Genomic DNA, 14,799 nt, shown 5'->3' on the forward strand with positions numbered 1-14,799 from the left:
TCAAATAATCATAGAAGAGAGGTATCACCATGACCGACAAACATAATCAAGGTTATCTGAACGTCCATGACGTTGACCCCGATATTATTGTTGATTTAAAGTATGCCACGACCGATAATTTTACGCATCAGGTTGTTTATGACTTCAATCAGGCAATCTCCAGAATTGATACTGTTAAAAAGCTCGGTGAAGCCAGTCGAATTTTAAAAAAACAGGGTTATCGGCTTCGCATTTGGGATGCTTATCGGCCTACCTACGCGCAAAAACGTCTATTTGATGTTTATCCCGACCCAATCTGGGTAGCGCAGCCCGATCCAAACTTCAGTCATCAAAAGGGCGTCACCTTTGACCTGACATTAACCGATACGGCAGGTCATAACTTGGAAATGCCCACCCCATTTGATGATTTTAGTGGTCTGGCCAAACGCCGGGAATATCCAAATTGGTCACCGACAGCCCAAAAGAACTACGATATCTTAAATCATGCTATGACGCAGGCCGGCTTTGTCGGTTATGAAAACGAATGGTGGGACTACCGCGATTCCGATGCAGACAAATTCGGCCCACTTGAAGTAGATCCCAAAGATTATTAATTTATTTAAATTAGGAGAAACTGAATGAAAGTTGGAATTATTGGGGCAGGTCCAAGAGGTATTCTTGTGACCTCCCAACTATTTAATCAATATAAATACAACTCTGACCAATCAGAGCCGCTTTCAATTACGCTATTTGATCCCTATGGTGTCGGTGGCCGGGTTTGGCGAGCCGATCAATGGGACGGATTGATCATGAATACACCGGCTGATCAAATCACCCTATTTACCGACGAGTCCGTTAGTATGACCGGCAAAGTATTTGATGGACCGGCGCTTTTTGAGTGGGCCTCGAGCGAAGAGGCCATGATTATTTGACAGCCCACGGCTATTCGAATCAAATAATCGAGGCTGCCGCCAATCTCGACAGTAAAGATTACGCACCCCGAATTTTATATGGTGCTTATATCAAATGGTTCTATGATGAATTAATAAAGTTACAACCCGTGGAGGTCGCCACAACCATTCATGAAGACCAGGTAACCGCCCTCAGCCGGAATTCAGATGGCAGCGTTACTATCCAGACCCGGGACAAGGCGTTTACTTTTGATAAAGTCGTGATGTCTCTGGGCCAACAGGACAATTATTTGAATAATCGTGAACAGGGACTGGCTCAGTATGCCGAAGACAATCATCTGCGATATTTAGCTCCTACTCATCCCGGAGATGCTGACCTTAGCGGGATTCCTGCCGGCGAAGACATCATTATTCGTGGTCTCGGCCTTAGCTTTAATGACTACATTTCAGAACTGACCCTGGGCCGGGGCGGCCAATTTATGCACAACCCGGACGGTAGTCTTTCCTATCAGCCTTCTGGTCGAGAACCCCGAATCATTGCCGGTTCCCGTCGTGGAATTCCCTACTATCCAAAGGCGATCAGTGAGAAGGGGTACGGCGAACAAGTGCAACCCGTTTTCCTAACAGACACCAAAATGAACGCGGCATCTGTTAACGGCAAATTACCGTATAATACGTTTATCGATCTGCTGAAACTGGACATGGAACTGGTTTATTACAGCCTTATGATTAACGATCGCTACCCAAGCAAAAGCGCGACTGAATTTAAAAAACAGTTCATTGCGGCGGATAATCCGGAAACCGTTGTCGATGCCTATGGCTTTGAAGAAGAAGACCGGTTTGATTGGGATTACATTCTCGACCCCTTTAAGGATGTTCAGATTATCAGCACCCAGAATTATCAGTCGATTATTCTCAATTGGTTAAACAACGTGACCGCCGATGCCAATAAGGGATCCAAAACCGGCCCGCTCGGCGCTGCGTTGGAGGTGCTGCGGGATTTTCGGACCCCGATTCGAAAACTGGTTGCAAAAGGGCGGTTATCAAACGATGATTATATTAACCGGTTTCTTAAACAGTTCAACAGCGACAACAACTTCTTATCCATTGGTGCTCCGGCACTTCGAAGCGAGCAGCTTTCTGCCCTGATCCGCAGCGGCATCGTAATCATTTTAGCACCAGGTATGGAAGTAAAGGGCGAAAACGGCTGGTTTGAAACCGCCTCGCCAAAGCGTAATACCGATAAATTTAAATCGGCGACCCTGTTGGAAGCCAGAGTTCCAAAACCCGACCTAACGATTACTGCCAATCCACTTTTAGAAAATCTGGCCGAAAACGGCTTGGCCAGACCACGCATTCTTCAAGCAGATCAGACGGAATTCCAACTGGGGGCGGTTGACGTTGATCCCAAAACCGATCAATTATTAACCAAGGCCGGTAACGCTGAGGACAACCTCTATATTTGGGGTGTGCCACTGGAAGGATTACGTTATCTCACTTCCGCCAGCCCCCGACCAGGGGTTGATGATCCGGCACTGCAAACAGCAGATAAAATTGCGGCAGAGATATTGGGACTGCCCAGTGCCGGCAACATGCTAATGAATTAACTATAATCGGTCATTTTCAACTGATTTAAAATCACAAAAGTCCGGACATTCAACATTGGTTGTAATACCAAGTTAGATGTCCGGACTTTTTAGTTACCGAGACGCATTAATTATTAACTTAAAGGCCCAAAGCAAAACCAATCATAAATGCCAGTGCCAACAACAAAAAGATCGGCCCCAACTGAAAACAAATTTGCTTGAACAAGTTTACCATCGGCATCATCCCAATTACTTTTGACTTAAATCTATTGCTTAACGGTCATAAACGACTTGTCCGGAATTCGAATTAAGCTGAACCGATCGGCTTGTCGGCCGGCGTGCAGTCCAATACCATTAACCCAATTCTTCTTGTAGGTCGTTGTCACTGTAGCGACCCAAGCATGTTGATAACGATTATCCAAGTGGTTTAACCATTTTTTATTCCAATCGTAGGCCTGCGCCTGAACGTTGAGATTGGACTTACCATAAACAACGGTCGCGTTGTTACTATCGGTTTGATACTTACGCCCTTCAACATAGTATGTATATCGTTGAATTGGTTTTCGACCGTTTCCGTTGTTTACCGTGACATAATCGGACTGATTGGGCTTATAGCGAACAATCAGCGGCTTGTAAGAATAGCTGATTCGAACCGCATTTTGATTGAGCTTTTTAACATCTTGGAAGAAGGTCGTGTAAGCCATCCCCCAAAATACCAGCAAAAACACAATCAGTTCACCGCAGGAAATCCAGAAATTTTGCCAGGTAAAGGTCTTCTTTTCTCGAACGATCAATTTCAGGCGCCGACTGCGCATATTGTGAATCATCCAAACTAAATAAATGAACAGAATCAGCCAGAGGGCCATTCCGATTAAATTCCAGGTGGATTTCATCGTTTTCAATTCCCCTTTTAACAATAATTATGATTTCAGTGTACACTAATAGAGAGAAGAGTGCTAGAAATAGTGTGCGGAGCAGTCCTACACCAACTTCCAAACCAAGAGGTGATCCCCCATGTGTACCAGTCTCACTTTACAAACATTGAACAACCATGCTTTGCTTGCCCGGACAATGGATTTTCCGGTTCAAGCTGCTTGGAAACCGACCTTGATTAATCGGCCTTATTATGAAACCGCTTTATCGGGAACTCGATCAATTAAGTATCCCTATATTGGCGGCGGACGAAACGAAGGCAATCATCAAATTCTGGTCGCCGACGGTGTTAACACTCAAGGTCTCAGTTGCGCGGAATTAATGTTTCCGCTCAAAGCCCATTATCTGGAAAACCCGGTGGCCGACAAATTGAATCTCACGCCTCAGGACTTCCTGCCTTGGGTGTTGGGCGAACATGCGTCATTGGCTGAAGTAAAAGCCGATTTAAGTAACGTTGCAATTATCGGCCGCAATTGGCTGGCCGGCAACGAAGTCTTTTCATTTCATTGGATTCTGGCTGATCCGTCAGGCCAAACACTGATCATCGAACCCACCGTCAACGGCCTCGAAGTAATTGCTGATTCAATCGGTGTTTTGACCAATTCACCAACTTATCCTGAGCACATGCAGCGCTTGGCCAAATCGCTTCAATCAACGGGACGCTTGGCCGACCTAAAAAAAGCCAGCCAAAAAATTGTCTTAACGCAAACATTTCCAACTGCCACAAATACGCCCACAACCCGTTTTCTAGTGACAGCTATCAATAAATTGGGTGCGCAGCCAAGTCGTAACCAATTTGAAGCCCGCAATCGACTATTCAACGATTTAGCCACAGTTGCCATCCCCTATAAACCATCAATGAATCAACACCCTAACTACAATTACACCCACTATATTTCGGTTCTCGACGTCACCAACCAAACTTACTATTTCAGGTACCATGATACCAAACAGGTTTACAGCTATTCATTGGCTGCCGAATTAGCGCAACATCCCGATGAAAACCTATTTCTCGTCTAAGTACCGGTCAATTTGCGATTGAACGCCCGCTTCATCATTGGTTAGATCGGTTACCCGATCAACTTTGGCCAACAAATCCGTGGCAGCATTTTTCATCGCGTAGCCTTCTCCAGCGGCGTTAACCATCTCAAAATCATTGCCATTATCGCCAAAGGCCGCCACGTTCTCAAATGATAGCTGCCAATCAGCCAACAGGGTTTGAATACCGGTTAATTTGGTGACACCGGCATTCATGATGTCCAAGCCGTTCATCCCGGAAGAGGTCGCGCTGAGCCGGCCACTAAACTTATGATTAAATTCATTTTGCCGTTCCAAGACACCGCCGCTTTCCCAAGTAATATCAATCTTATAAATTGAATCAAAGATTAAGCGAAGGTCCTTGGCCGATTGCATATTTTCATAGAAATACTTCGAAGCCTGAAAACGTTTGGACTGACTTGGCAGGTTGCAATAAGTCCCGTTTTTACCAACTAAAATAATTTCGGCACCAAAGAAGTTCGGCGTTGTCAGCAGCCAATCAAGTGCCTGCTTAAGAACCAAGTGGTCAATAATATCTTCCGATACAATGACCCCACGCTCGTCAATAACCAGCGCGCCATTGTTACAAACATACGAAATTGGACCGGAAATATTTTTAAACGTTCCCAACAGGTGTTGATATTGATTACTGCTGGCGGAAATAAAATGCATTTGCTTTTGCGTCATTCGGTTTAATTGGTCTTGAAATCTGACTTCATCAAAAGTTCCCTTTTCATTTAAAAAGGTCCCATCCATATCGGTTGCAATTACTTTAATCACGTTAACGCTCCTGACTATTATTAGTTTTAATCGGTCTTTTGATTACGACCACATCTTAATTTTAAAGGTTTTCTACTGTTTGTAAAACGATTTTATATTTAGTATACTAGTCGATGATGATACAACCTATCTGGGGTGCCTTTAGGCTGAGAGAAACCCATCGAACCTGATCTGGATAATACCAGCGAAGGGAGCATATTCCGTTGTGTACGAAATGGATGAAGCGAATTGATGACTTTCGAGGCTGGGACATCTTGTCCGAGCCTCTTTTTGCTTACAATGCTTATCCGACAAGATTCCTGGTTTTATTTGCAATTTTTTAATTATCATTTTCTCACCTGATTGTCACACCAATAGAGGGGCGTATCCAATTTGGTTACCCACTACCCATCATTTTTGGGTTGACGGCTTTGACCAAACTGTTTCACAAACTACTTTTATTGGAGGTCTTTTTTATGGAAAACAAGACACAAACAAGCAACCATCAGCATCAAAGTAAATGGACACTGCGAAACATTATTTTGATTGCGTTGATTGCTATTTTTTGTGGCATCATTTTTTGGGGAATCGGATTTCTCTATACAGCTTTAACTGTCGCATTAACGCCAATTGGTGCCGCACCATTCGCCAATGATATCCTGATGGGGCTTTGGTGCATGGCCGGTCCATTAACCGGGTTTCTCATTCGAACAGCCGGCTCGGCTTTTCTTGGTGAATTTCTGGGTGCGGCTGTTGAAGTCTTTCTCGGTGGTCAATGGGGTGCCGGTGCCTTTATTTCCGGACTGGTTCAAGGAGTCGGCTCCGAGCTTGGCTTTACTCTCACCGGATACAAACGCTACGACTGGGTATCACTCAACGCGTCAATTTTAACAACTGTAATTGTAACCTTTGCATGGGATATGTATAAAAATGGTTATAACAAGTTTGCGTTGCCGTTGTTAATCGGTCTGTTTGTAACCCGCTATATTTCAACCTTCATTTTTGGCGGTATTCTCACCAAAATGATTGTTAAATTACTGGATCGTAGTAATGCATTTAGTTTATAGATAGAGGTTTTGGCTATGACTGACGTATCGATTACCGACTTCACCTATCAATACCCAAAAAGTGAAACCAAGGTGTTAAATAATCTCAACCTGACGTTTAAACATAATCATTTCTCACTGCTCTCCGGTCCGTCCGGAAGTGGGAAATCAACGCTTCTTTACTTTATCGCCGGACTATATCCAAGATTTATCGGCAATGACGCGACGGGAACTATTAAATTTGGTCAAACCAACCTCAAAGACATCCCGCTAAATCAAATCAGCCGGCAAGTGGCGATGATGTTTCAAAACCCCAACCAGCAATTTGCGATGGATACCGTTATCCACGAAATGACCTTTGTCTTGGAAAATATCCGTACTGAACCGGCCAAAATGGACGCCATTATCGATCAGGCACTAACTTTCTGTGGCATTCAACAGCTTAAAAGCCGGATAATCAATACGCTGTCCGGCGGTGAGAAGCAGCGGGTCGCCCTGGCCTGCATTGTCGCGATGGATACACCGGTGATTGTCCTTGACGAACCCTTTGCCAGTATCGACCCCGGTTCACGAATCGATTTGATTCATAAACTAAAAGAACTGCAGGAAAAACACGGTAAAACTATTATTCTGGCCGATCACGATTTGGGTAATTATCAGGGTATTATCGACGAATTTTACTACTTAGATCCCAAAAGCCACCGAATCAACCTGCTGAATCAGCAGGAAGCGCAACATTTCTTTGATAATTTCGAATCTACCCAAACGATCAACAAGCAACTGAACCTACCGCCAAAGACCGATGCGCAATCAATCTTAAAGTTGCGAGATTTCAAACTGTCACCACACGATTCATTGCTGCTGAAACTGGATCACTTTAATTTTTACAAACAAAAAACGACGTTGATTACCGGTGCCAACGGGATTGGTAAATCAACTTTGTTTAATGCTCTGACAAAATTGCTCCCCTATACCGGCACAATCTTATATACAGACAAAAATATTAAAAAGATTAAGCCCTTAAACTATGCAAAGAACGTCACCTTGCTGTTTCAGGATGCCGAAAACCAATTTTTAAACGTCACTGTTAAAGAGGAACTTGACCTTTCATTTGCCAACCGATTTAATCAGGATTATACCCATGAGCAGGTTGAGCAAATGCTGACCAAATTGGATATGCAGGGACGTGATGACCAAGTCGTCTACTCGCTGAGTGAAGGTCAAAAGAAGAAACTGCAAATCGTTGAAATGCTCATCATGAATCCGCCCGTTCTGCTGTTGGACGAACCATTCAAGGGGCTTGATTATAAATCCCTGCGACTAATTACCGGTTTTTTGGAAACCGCCAAAACCAAATACGGGCAAACCCAAATTGTTATCTCACACCAACTCTCCGGGCTGGAAGACTTAATTGATTACCACGCCCACTTTGAAAACCAAAATCTGACTTACCAGGGGGTTATCTAATTGAATCCCGGAATGAAATTATTATTAGTTGTCCTGATTGCACTGGAAATTTCGTTTACGCAAAGTCTGATCGTCAATGTGATCCTCATTGCCGTCAGCTTTGCCTATGTCATGGTTAAACGGATGAATTTCAAGACGCTGTTTCTGCTTGTTTTTTGGCCGCTCTTTCCTGCTTTGGGATTATTTGTATCCCAATGGCTGTACGGCTCTGCCGGCATTCATTTTGCCTGGGTGCTGTTTACCCGAATCTACGCGTACGTCTTTTTAGGGGCCACATTCACGCTGACAAGCAGTATTACCGACCTGTCGCTTACGCTGGAGCAAGACTTTCGGTTACCGTCAAAATTCGCCTATGGCGTTTTAGCGGCCTTTAACTTAATGCCCAAAATCAGGGAAGAAGTTCAAATTATCAAAACCTCAGCGCTAATGCGTGGTGAAGTCTTTCACGTCTGGTCTCCCCGACTTTACTTCAAAGCGATTCTTTCTTCGATTCAGTGGTCGCAAAATTTGGCAGAAGCCATGACGTCCCACGGCTTTGTGGAAGACGAACCACGAACCCATTATAAAGTAATCCGCATCACCGCACTCGATTGGACTGTGTTTATTGTGCTGCTGATTGCCGTTCAGGTAATGTTGTTTTTGATTCGATATTAGTGCTAATCGTTTTGCGCCGCACACTTTTCTAGGACTGCTGCACTAAGCAATGCCACTGCATATAAGACGTCGATTCAAAAAATCCAAAACCGGGATTTCCTGAATCGAGTCTTATATTCCGGGCATTAATCGCTTAGCTCCGCACACTTTCTAGGACTGCTCCTCAAAACAGCACCGCTCCACATAAGGGATTAAACCGAAAAATCCAAAACCGGGATTTCCCGTTTTAACGCCTTATGCCCCGGGCATTAATCGCTTAGCTCCGCACACTTTTCCTTTTTGCCTTATAATTAACTTAATAAGAGGAAGTGAAAGAGGGCGGTTTTTATGCGGGCAAATCAATTTGCATTCGCGTTTGGTATCTTTGCTTTAATTGTTGGTGCCATTGTTGACCTTTATGGTGTTTTCAATCAGTTTGGGACAATTGACAGTGCTCAGGAAGTGTTGATCGGCAGCTTTATTTTAGGAATCGGGTTGGCTTTTCTGTCCATTCCCAACCGATTGGAACGCTACATCGTTCAGGGAATTATTGGTATCGGCGTTTTTTATTATTTTTACATTCAGAACAATAACTTTTGGATTGCCCTGATTATCGCCGTTATTTTAGTTGCTTTATTGGAGTATGGCTTGAAACATCGTTAATTTTATGTCCGTTTCACATATTATTGCTATAATAGAACTATAGCAGTTCGAGTCTTACAATGGAGGAATTTAGAATGGCAGAACAGTTTAGTACTTTAGCAGAAGATATCATCAACTATCAAAAGAAAAATGACATGCCAGACACACAATTAGCATTCAATTTACGAATTTCCGTAGAACGCCTCCACGATATCAAGTCGATGGAAACTCAACCAACCCCCGAGGAAAAGAAAATTATCGAAGACTTCGTTCGGTAAAGAACCGAACCCGGTTAGTCCATTGTTTCCAAATAATTAAAAAAGTCACGATAGCTTAACGTTATCGTGGCTTTCTTTTATCTTCTACTTAGCCGGTTCTTTAAATAATCCGCGAACCTGCTTCTCCAGTGAAGGCACCGGTTTTCGCAAAACGTCCGCCAAATCCGTCGTCTCTTCTTCCAAGTCATGGTTTCGAATTAACTTTTGAATCATCGTCATCGCCGCATCAACTTTGTCAGGGACATACTTTCTTAAGTTAGCCATAAATTCATCATCAGAAACACTGGCAATTTCAAAATCCTTACCGGTTACTCTTTGAAGAACTTTGGCCAAATCATCATAACTGTGCATCGGCCCGGCAAATTCATAAACTTCCTTGGGCTGATCGGTTGTTAATACCGTAACGGCAGCTTGAGCATATAATTCTTCAGGTGCCCAGCCGACTTTACCGTCGCCGGCTGAATAAACAAATGGTTCACCATTGTTGGCTTCTTCCACAAAGTTCATTTCATTTTCCAAGTACCAATTGTTACGAAGAAATGCATGGGCAATTCCCGACTTCTTAAGCAAAGTTTCCGTTGCCTTATGGTCGGCTGCCAGCGGTGCTTCAGTTGTGTCTGCGTGCGGAAAGCTGGTGTAGGCAATAAACTTGACCCCGGCTGCCTTGGCCGCCTGAACGACGTTATTATGCTGGTCAATTCGTGGCATGACCGCACCGGGTAACGATGAAATAAATAATAATCGATCGACACCTTTTAATGACTCTGTCAGCTGATCCGGATCCTCATAAGTACCTGGTCGGGCTTCAACATTTTCACCAAAGGTTTTTTTAGCCTTCTCAACGTTTCGGGCAAGGGCCACAATTGAATCCTGTGGCTGAATTAATTTTTGTAAGTACGAAATTGCATATTTACCAAAGTGACCGGTTGAACCGGTAACGGCGTATTTCATAAATCAAGACCCCCTCGTGTCTGTTTATTTTAATCAGTTCACGCCATCGATTATTATAAAACAAGATTCGGCTGGATGTTTAAATGACGACTAACCGCCACCGTTACCAATGTTTAAAAAGTCTTTTCCAGAATGAAGCCGACGAATTCTCTGTCCCCGTCTTCTTTTCTTCACGGTATCGCTGCAGCCCCTCCCGATAAGGATTACTGATCAAGTGGTTCAGCGATGACCGTGAGCCGGTCGTTTTATCATCTTCCGGTAATTTTCGGTGACAATTCGGGCACGTTTGTGGATTCCCCGTCAGTTTGACTCCACAATATGGGCAAAAAGCAAATTCTTTAACCGACATATCAATTACCTCGATTGCTGCTTGCTTTGATTACGGCTGCGGCGTTTTTGAGCCTCTGTTCGTTCCTGAGCGGCTCCCTGTCGGCGAAGCTGCTCTTGAAGCTGTTCTTCATGCCGGCGTTTGGCGGCCTCTTCATCTTTTAACTGCTGGCTGATCATTCGAAACTTCCGGGCAGCTAAATTCCACGCCCCCACAACCAACAACGCGGCCAAAACAGAATACGGAAAGGTCCACCACGGGAAAAACGACCCATTTGGAAAAATCATCGGGCCAAAAAAGTTATAGACCGCCATCAAAACAGCAATCATAACAACTGCCTGTAAAGTATCCCGAATCCATTTCGGCAGCTTAAAATTTTTCTTCTGCGCCATTTATGATCCCCCTCAATCAACCTGATTTTCCAATAAGAATGCTTTGAAATAATCAAACGCCATTTCACGAATTGTCTCAATACCAATCTGTTTAACCGGTGATTCCGTGGATTCATCAACATCCAACAGTTCGACCGTTAACAATCCTGTCGCTAAATTCAAATCAGTTGGAAAGGCCGCAAAATTTTCCTTATCCGCCAATTCAAAACGAATCAGCTTTCGAAACTTGATTGATTGATAAAGGATATGAATCAAAATATTATCAGCGTCATCAAACGCCCGCTCAGCATTTAAGACCGGCAGGGCAAAGTGGCCGGCTGCTTTATTCAAATGAACGAATCGCTGAATCAGGCTTAAATAGTCCCCATCCAGCAGCAACCGCTTAATGTCGTCATAACGAATCCAGACATACCCGCCAAAGCGCCCGTTCATATCAACCACCATCATAACAAACTCATTGGGATTGGCAGCAATTACCTGGCCAACATAAAAGTATTTTCGCTCATCATCAGTATCAATAATCAGATACGCTTGATCCAGCTGACGCTGCCGAATAATTTCTCGGAATTGATCGGAATCAGTTATTGTGACATCTTCAATGTGATTCTCGGGTTTGATCATCGTTAACGTTTCTTGGACCAACTGCAGCTCGGTTCCGCCAAACTCAATTCCGCGGAGATCCTCTGCCGGAATCGTGGTCATCTTCTGTTTGGAAAAATCAAATTTACTGAGGTTCAAAAAGCTTAGCCCATCCTGCCAAACAGCTTTAATCAACCCTTCGTTATATTTCAATCGACCATTTTCAAACGTAATCATCAGCGCAACCCGTTGCTGTTCATATAACGTCTTGATAATGCGATCGTATAACGAATCACTCATCTTGATCGGCATATCAAACGATGGATTATTAACTAAATCATGCATTTCATCAAAGGAAATCCGGTCTTTCATACTAGCCAAGTCATAACTGTCAGTTTCGATTTCTTTAATAGCGCTGATTTTTAAGTAAACTTCGCCATCTTGAATACCATAATCATTGTAGGTCAACATAACAAAGTCGCTGGTCCCCAGATACTGGATAATACCGGTGTAGACGATATCGCTGTCTTTTTGAAAGGCATTGATCAACTGCTCGTCAATTTGCGCCGACCTTAGCTGTTCATAGATTGTTTTCAATTGAGCCACCTTCTTTCCCGTGAGTTGTTAATTCATCATGATAATTATAAACGCTTGAATCCACGCATCTACGATATGGCATTGCTGACGAACTCACGAAGATCATCACCGGCCTTGCCCGCGCTCAGACCAACCAGCAACTTAATTCTGGCCTTCTGACCGTTTAACCCCTGACAAAGGATCAGACCCATTTTCTTCAACTGAATGCCGCCACCCTCATAATCGTAAATATCCTGGGCAACCCCGTTATAACATCTGGAAACCAGCACAATCGGAATATGACGATCAATCAGGCGTTGAATGGCTGGCAACGTTTGCGGCGGCAAATTACCGGCGCCCAGTCCTTCAACAACCAGTCCCCGGGTAGTTGGCTGATTAATCGCGTCAAACAATTCACCATTCATTCCTGCATAGCCCTTAATCAGATACACACCGTTTATAACGTGATCGATGTCGGCAACTTCTGTTTGAATCAACTCTTGAAAATACTTGGCTTTGTTTTGAGTCACAATTCCAATTGGCCCAAACGTTGGGGTTCGAAACGTTGCGACATTGGTCGTGTGGGTTTTGGTCACAAACCGCGCCGTATGTATTTCATCATTCATGACAACCAAAACCCCTTTACCATAGGATTCATCGGTTGCCGCAACCAAAATCGCGTTTCGGAAATTATACAGCCCATCGGAACCGATTTCGTTTGAGGAACGCATTGCGCCGGTAACGACAACCGGAATCGTATTTGGCAGTGTCAGATCCAAAAAATAAGCCGTTTCTTCGAGGGTATCTGTTCCGTGGGTAATCACGACCCCGTCAACACCATCATCAATCGCTTTCATGATTCGCTGCTTGATTTTCAGCATAACCGTCGGCGTTACGTGTGGTGAGGGTAGGTTGAACATTTCATCCGTAATCAGATTGATTTGTCCCTTTAAAATTACTTGTTCTTCGGCAATCGGGTTTTCGTCATTCGGGACAACTTCGCCCTTTTCGTTTTGAGACATCGAGATTGTCCCACCGGTATGAATTGCTAGAATTGTTTTCATAGAAATTTGGCCTCCAAAATGATAATCTATACTATTGTACTCTATAATAAAAGCTGAAGAAATACGAGAACAAAAATAAAGTTCCCGGCATTCACAGTCTCATAGAAAGAAGTGCGTTTATGTCAGATTCTGATAGATATTATAAACCCCAAACCTCTAAAGATGCCATGCGGCAAATTGAAATGCTGTTTAATAAGTATAAAGACGCGCCCCTTACCCAAGAACTGGTTGATTATCACCAAAATCTGGTTAATCGACTGAAAACCGATATTATGCAGGCAGCCAAATCTGAAAACGTTCCAACCAGAATTACCAACCTTGAATCAATGATCAATGTCATGACCCGCTGGCTGCAAATCAGGCTTTCGGGCAAGCCATTCAACGGTGAAATGAGTCACTTCAAATACGTCAGTAATAGCACCAAGCCGGTATTCAAACGCCGAGTTCATAAAATAAAGGGCAGCCAGGGTCACCGGTCGTCGAGACATTAAGCTGACCAGCTTGGTTAGTCGGCCCGCCCACCTTACAAGGAGGCTCGAAAATTGAGCAAAACAATTATTGAATTACAACATGTCTACAAGAAATACGATGACTTTACCGCCCTTAAAGATATCAATTTTAAATTAAATCAGGGAGAATTTTACACCCTGCTTGGCCCTTCAGGATGTGGTAAAACCACCATTCTGCAAACCATTGCCGGCTTTACCGATGCCACTTCCGGTCAGGTCCTGTTTGACGGTCAAAAAATCAACGATATCCCGGCTAACCAACGCCAGCTAAACACCGTTTTTCAAGATTACGCGCTTTTCCCGAATATGAACGTTTACGACAATGTCGCCTTCGGTCTGGTGCTTCATAAAGTTAAGAAAGCCGAAATTGCCGAGCGGGTTCACGACGCCTTAAAATTGGTTCAGTTGGACCAATATGCCAATCGGGAAATCTCGGAACTTTCCGGTGGCCAAAAGCAGCGAATCGCAATTGCCAGAGCGATTGTTAACCGGCCAAAGGTCCTGCTGCTGGATGAACCGTTGTCCGCGCTGGATGCCAAACTGCGAAAAGATATGCAGTATGAATTGCGCAGCCTCCAACAAAGCTTGGGCATTACCTTCCTGTTTGTCACCCATGATCAAGAAGAAGCTCTGGCAATGAGTGATCAAATTTTTGTTATGAACAAGGGCCAAATTCTTCAAAAGGGTGATCCGGTTGATATCTATGACGAACCGATCAATCACTTTGTGGCCGACTTTATCGGTGAAAGTAATATCATCCCAGGACATATGATCCAGGATTACGAAGTATCGTTTCTTGGTCATACCTTTGCGTGCGCTGATGCGGGAATGCGGCCGAATGAACCGGTTGAAGTCGTTATCCGGCCTGAAGACCTGGTCATTACAACCCCTGAGAAAGGCAAATTGCAGGTAAAAGTCAGTACCCAGCTTTTCCGGGGGGATTATTACGAAATCCTGGCTTACGACAAGCAGGATAATGAATGGTTGATTCACTCCACAAACGCAACTACCGACAACGCAATTGTCGGCCTAACCTTTGGCCCCAACGATATGCACGTTATGCGCTACAACGAGACTGAAGCCAAGTTTAATTCCCGGTTGGAAACTTATGAAGAACAGGAGGGGTAA

At 43.9% G+C, this 14,799-nt stretch carries 17 protein-coding genes and 1 riboswitch; of the genes, 11 read left to right on the forward strand and 6 right to left on the reverse strand.

The features are described from left to right. Positions 1-29: 29 nt before the first annotated feature. Genes JCM14108_RS01980 through JCM14108_RS01985 form a run of 3 tightly spaced genes read left to right on the forward strand, consistent with a single transcriptional unit; the run spans position 30 to position 2,497 of the window. Complete coding sequence (locus JCM14108_RS01980; protein WP_035177968.1) at positions 30-593, forward strand: M15 family metallopeptidase; 564 nt, start codon at positions 30-32, stop codon at positions 591-593. 24 nt (positions 594-617) lie between these two features. Beyond that, a complete protein-coding gene (locus JCM14108_RS15750) occupies positions 618-911 on the forward strand; it encodes an FAD/NAD(P)-binding protein (protein WP_272944502.1) in 294 nt (97 codons plus the stop codon). Continuing rightward, on the forward strand, positions 908-2,497 hold the full coding sequence (locus tag JCM14108_RS01985; protein ID WP_272944503.1) for an FAD/NAD(P)-binding protein: 1,590 nt from the start codon (positions 908-910) through the stop codon (positions 2,495-2,497). Before JCM14108_RS15750 ends, JCM14108_RS01985 begins: the two co-directional genes overlap by 4 nt. A gap of 245 nt (positions 2,498-2,742) precedes the next feature. Here JCM14108_RS01985 and JCM14108_RS01990 read toward each other — a convergent pair whose 3' ends face one another. Further along, a complete protein-coding gene (locus JCM14108_RS01990; RefSeq protein ID WP_035177972.1) occupies positions 2,743-3,369 on the reverse strand; it encodes an LVIS_2131 family protein in 627 nt (208 codons plus the stop codon). Between the two features lie 121 nt (positions 3,370-3,490). Here JCM14108_RS01990 and JCM14108_RS01995 point away from each other — a divergent pair, with 121 nt between their 5' ends. Beyond that, positions 3,491-4,429, forward strand: coding sequence for a linear amide C-N hydrolase (locus JCM14108_RS01995; RefSeq protein ID WP_035177975.1), 939 nt, complete (start codon positions 3,491-3,493; stop codon positions 4,427-4,429). On the opposite strand, the gene JCM14108_RS02000 is transcribed toward JCM14108_RS01995, so the two are convergent. Further along, the gene (locus tag JCM14108_RS02000; RefSeq protein WP_035177978.1) at positions 4,415-5,227 is read right to left on the reverse strand and encodes an HAD-IIB family hydrolase; all 813 of its coding nucleotides are present in this window, start codon (positions 5,225-5,227) and stop codon (positions 4,415-4,417) included. The two genes, JCM14108_RS01995 and JCM14108_RS02000, sit on opposite strands and share 15 nt — an antisense overlap. A 121-nt stretch (positions 5,228-5,348) precedes the next feature. Further along, positions 5,349-5,438: riboswitch (TPP riboswitch) on the forward strand. 244 nt (positions 5,439-5,682) lie between these two features. Here JCM14108_RS02000 and JCM14108_RS02005 point away from each other — a divergent pair. From JCM14108_RS02005 to JCM14108_RS02025, 5 genes are all read left to right on the forward strand, one after another. Further along, on the forward strand, positions 5,683-6,273 hold the full coding sequence (locus JCM14108_RS02005; protein WP_035177981.1) for an ECF transporter S component: 591 nt from the start codon (positions 5,683-5,685) through the stop codon (positions 6,271-6,273). A 15-nt stretch (positions 6,274-6,288) separates the two neighbouring features. Next, positions 6,289-7,719, forward strand: a complete 1,431-nt coding sequence (locus JCM14108_RS02010; RefSeq protein ID WP_035177984.1) for an ABC transporter ATP-binding protein — start codon at positions 6,289-6,291, stop codon at positions 7,717-7,719. After that, positions 7,720-8,373, forward strand: a complete 654-nt coding sequence (locus JCM14108_RS02015; protein ID WP_035177986.1) for an energy-coupling factor transporter transmembrane component T family protein — start codon at positions 7,720-7,722, stop codon at positions 8,371-8,373. A 327-nt stretch (positions 8,374-8,700) separates the two neighbouring features. Continuing rightward, positions 8,701-9,015, forward strand: a complete 315-nt coding sequence (locus JCM14108_RS02020; protein WP_035177988.1) for a hypothetical protein — start codon at positions 8,701-8,703, stop codon at positions 9,013-9,015. A gap of 59 nt (positions 9,016-9,074) precedes the next feature. Beyond that, complete coding sequence (locus tag JCM14108_RS02025; protein ID WP_035177990.1) at positions 9,075-9,272, forward strand: LBP_cg2779 family protein; 198 nt, start codon at positions 9,075-9,077, stop codon at positions 9,270-9,272. An 84-nt stretch (positions 9,273-9,356) separates the two neighbouring features. Here the strand turns inward: JCM14108_RS02025 and JCM14108_RS02030 are convergent, their stop codons facing one another. From JCM14108_RS02030 to JCM14108_RS02050, 4 genes are all read right to left on the reverse strand, one after another. Continuing rightward, complete coding sequence (locus tag JCM14108_RS02030) at positions 9,357-10,223, reverse strand: SDR family oxidoreductase (protein WP_035177992.1); 867 nt, start codon at positions 10,221-10,223, stop codon at positions 9,357-9,359. Positions 10,224-10,577: 354 nt separating this feature from the next. Next, a complete protein-coding gene (locus tag JCM14108_RS02040) occupies positions 10,578-10,943 on the reverse strand; it encodes a hypothetical protein (RefSeq protein ID WP_035177995.1) in 366 nt (121 codons plus the stop codon). A 12-nt stretch (positions 10,944-10,955) separates the two neighbouring features. Then, positions 10,956-12,128, reverse strand: a complete 1,173-nt coding sequence (locus tag JCM14108_RS02045) for a hypothetical protein (protein ID WP_035177997.1) — start codon at positions 12,126-12,128, stop codon at positions 10,956-10,958. 59 nt (positions 12,129-12,187) lie between these two features. After that, positions 12,188-13,162, reverse strand: coding sequence for an asparaginase (locus tag JCM14108_RS02050; protein WP_035177999.1), 975 nt, complete (start codon positions 13,160-13,162; stop codon positions 12,188-12,190). A gap of 119 nt (positions 13,163-13,281) precedes the next feature. On the opposite strand from JCM14108_RS02050, the gene JCM14108_RS02055 reads away from it, so the two are divergent. Further along, on the forward strand, positions 13,282-13,653 hold the full coding sequence (locus JCM14108_RS02055; protein WP_035178001.1) for a hypothetical protein: 372 nt from the start codon (positions 13,282-13,284) through the stop codon (positions 13,651-13,653). A 51-nt stretch (positions 13,654-13,704) separates the two neighbouring features. Beyond that, positions 13,705-14,799 (forward strand): ABC transporter ATP-binding protein, encoded by a 1,095-nt coding sequence (locus JCM14108_RS02060; protein ID WP_035178003.1) that lies wholly within the window; start codon positions 13,705-13,707, stop codon positions 14,797-14,799.

Source organism: Lentilactobacillus farraginis DSM 18382 = JCM 14108, from assembly GCF_000583655.1.
Lineage (GTDB): Bacteria > Bacillota > Bacilli > Lactobacillales > Lactobacillaceae > Lentilactobacillus > Lentilactobacillus farraginis.

Excerpts from the sequence above, each read along its gene's own strand:
- JCM14108_RS02030 (WP_035177992.1), bottom strand. The coding sequence starts at position 10,223 with ATGAAATACGCCGTTACCGGTTCAACCGGTCACTTTGGTAAATATGCA.
- JCM14108_RS02025 (WP_035177990.1), top strand. The coding sequence starts at position 9,075 with ATGGAGGAATTTAGAATGGCAGAACAGTTTAGTACTTTAGCAGAAGAT.
- JCM14108_RS02020 (WP_035177988.1), top strand. The coding sequence starts at position 8,701 with ATGCGGGCAAATCAATTTGCATTCGCGTTTGGTATCTTTGCTTTAATT.
- JCM14108_RS02050 (WP_035177999.1), bottom strand. The coding sequence starts at position 13,162 with ATGAAAACAATTCTAGCAATTCATACCGGTGGGACAATCTCGATGTCT.
- JCM14108_RS15750 (WP_272944502.1), top strand. The coding sequence starts at position 618 with ATGAAAGTTGGAATTATTGGGGCAGGTCCAAGAGGTATTCTTGTGACC.
- JCM14108_RS02055 (WP_035178001.1), top strand. The coding sequence starts at position 13,282 with ATGTCAGATTCTGATAGATATTATAAACCCCAAACCTCTAAAGATGCC.
- JCM14108_RS01990 (WP_035177972.1), bottom strand. The coding sequence starts at position 3,369 with ATGAAATCCACCTGGAATTTAATCGGAATGGCCCTCTGGCTGATTCTG.
- JCM14108_RS02005 (WP_035177981.1), top strand. The coding sequence starts at position 5,683 with ATGGAAAACAAGACACAAACAAGCAACCATCAGCATCAAAGTAAATGG.
- JCM14108_RS02040 (WP_035177995.1), bottom strand. The coding sequence starts at position 10,943 with ATGGCGCAGAAGAAAAATTTTAAGCTGCCGAAATGGATTCGGGATACT.
- JCM14108_RS01980 (WP_035177968.1), top strand. The coding sequence starts at position 30 with ATGACCGACAAACATAATCAAGGTTATCTGAACGTCCATGACGTTGAC.
- JCM14108_RS02010 (WP_035177984.1), top strand. The coding sequence starts at position 6,289 with ATGACTGACGTATCGATTACCGACTTCACCTATCAATACCCAAAAAGT.
- JCM14108_RS01995 (WP_035177975.1), top strand. The coding sequence starts at position 3,491 with ATGTGTACCAGTCTCACTTTACAAACATTGAACAACCATGCTTTGCTT.